Source organism: Pseudogemmobacter sp. TB195, from assembly GCF_058313095.1.
Genome location: NZ_JBZEGG010000075.1, coordinates 1 through 2,060, shown reverse-complemented (window position 1 = coordinate 2,060; position 2,060 = coordinate 1). Strand labels below are relative to the sequence as shown.

General features: G+C 58.8%; 2 protein-coding genes and 2 pseudogenes. 2 read left to right on the top strand and 2 right to left on the bottom strand.

From position 1 onward, the window contains the following. Positions 1-266, top strand: a 266-nt coding sequence (locus AC4FS3_RS28595; protein WP_491023353.1) for a hypothetical protein, incomplete at its 5' end; no start/stop codon positions are given. Continuing rightward, a pseudogene (locus tag AC4FS3_RS28590) lies at positions 179-847 on the top strand (DDE-type integrase/transposase/recombinase); the annotation flags it as partial. The gene AC4FS3_RS28595 and the pseudogene AC4FS3_RS28590, both read left to right, overlap by 88 nt. A gap of 46 nt (positions 848-893) precedes the next feature. Here AC4FS3_RS28590 and AC4FS3_RS28585 read toward each other — a convergent pair. Continuing rightward, positions 894-1,475, bottom strand: a pseudogene (locus AC4FS3_RS28585) (IS3 family transposase); the annotation flags it as partial. A gap of 385 nt (positions 1,476-1,860) precedes the next feature. Beyond that, a partial coding sequence (locus AC4FS3_RS28580) for a hypothetical protein (RefSeq protein WP_491023352.1) occupies positions 1,861-2,060 on the bottom strand: 200 nt, incomplete at its 5' end.

Sequence of the window (2,060 nt, the reverse complement as noted above, 5' to 3'; positions counted from 1 at the left end):
AGGATCAGCCGGCTAGCAATCGTGGTCAGGCCACAAGGTGTTCAGCGCTGTATCCTACCCCGTTGCTGGTCCTGGCCTGGACCGGCAACGGGATTAATGTAGCAGGTCTGAGACACATAAGGTGTTTGATCCCACGGTTTGATGGTGCGATCCTTTCTCTGGAATGGAAGGACGCCCTATGGGACAAATTCGTCACGGCAGCGCCACGACCACGCACGCTGTCCGAGCAGCAATACAGTGATCGCAAGCTTCGCTCGCGCAACTGAGCCGGGAGCTGGGGATCAATCCCAAGACCGTGGCGAAGTGGCGGAAACGGGCAACGGTCGAGGACATGAAAACAGGGCCGTCGGAGCCGCGCTCAACGGTCCTTTCCGAGGCCGAAGAGGCGATGGTCGTGGCGTTTCGGCGCCATACGCTGCTGCCATTGGATGACTGCCTTTACGCCCTGCAGCCATCCATCCCGCACCTGACACGCTCGGCGCTGCACCGCTGCCTGCAGCGCCACGGCATCTCGCGCTTGCCTGATATGGAGGGCGACAAGCCGAAGCGGTCGAAGTTCAAACGCTACCCGATCGGCTTCTTCCATATCGATATCGCCGAGGTGCAGACCGCTGAAGGCAAACTATATTTGTTCGTCGGCATCGACCGCACGAGCAAGTTCGCCGTGACCCAACTCGTCGATAAGGCCGACAGGAAGACAGCCTGGGAGTTCCTTCAGCATATGCTCGAAGCCGTGCCCTACCAGGTTCATACCATTCTCACCGACAACGGAATCCAGTTCGCAGAGCAGCCGCGGAACAGGAACACGATCTACTCCCGGCCAATGCGCTTCGACATGATCTGCGAGGCCAATGGGTAATCCTCCCCGTTTTAACGGGGCGCAGAAGTAGACTTCAGGCAGCCATCTTCAGTTTCTGGGCGGGTGTGATGCCGCCGATGCCCATGTTGGGGCGTTCATTGTTGTAAGTCCATAGCCAGTCGGTTGCGATCTCCTGCGCCTCCTCGATGGTTTCAAAGATGTAGAGGTCCAGCCATTCATGCCGGACCGTTCTGTTGTAACGCTCGACATAAGCGTTCTGTTGGGGCTTTCCGGGCTGGATGTGGTTGAGGGCAATGCCCTGCTTCTCGGCCCAGATCATCAGCGTGGAACTGATGTATTCCGGGCCATTGTCGACCCTGATCGCCAAGGGCTTCCCGCGCCATTCAATGATCTGGTTCAGCGACCGGACGACCCGCTCGGCCGGGAGCGAGAAGTCGACTTCGATCCCCAGACCTTCACGGTTGAAGTCGTCCAACACGTTCAGAATCCGGAACTGGCGGCCATCGGCCAATCGATCAGCCATGAAGTCCATTGACCAGACCGTGTTCGGGGCCTCTGGGACGCTGAGTTCATCGGGCTTGTCGCGCTTGATCCGTCGCCGCGGCTTGATCCGGAGGTTCAGTTCCAACTCGCAATAGATCCGATGGACGCGCTTGTCGTCTAATCGTTCAAGGCAAATCCCAGGTCGTCTTTGCCGCGGTGCACCCATTGCGTTGTCGTCTTCGAGGTCAGATGTTTGAGTCTGCCTCATAATGGCGCCATGCATAAAGCCTCTCGATGTGATTCACGCTGTCAGGCTCATCTCAGGGCATGCAGCAAAGCGAGTCTCGAGATAGCTTGGCCAGACCTGGAACGTGCCCGGCGTCCTTTGTTCAGTAAACTATCCGGCGAAGCTCCTATTTTCGAACATCGTATTGGCCTTCCACATGGTCAGCAGGATTACCGCCAGCTTACGTGCCAGTGCCACGCGTGCCTTCCAGCTTCCAGATCGGGCGCACAGACGCAAAAGCGATAGACAGTGATCTCGATGTTCAAAGGCATCACGCGGCCCTCCGCTGCAGAAGCGCCAACTGTGCAGCATCGCGCCAGAACAGATCGACCAGGCGCCCTTCAGTCGCGGCCGCCTGTCTGCGCAGACGGTTGGCATCGGCATGTTTGCCCAGATCGGCGAGATGCTGCGCTTCAGCCCGCTGGCGGCAGGCCAGGGTGACCACCGCCCGCGCTTCAGCATCGCTGGCGA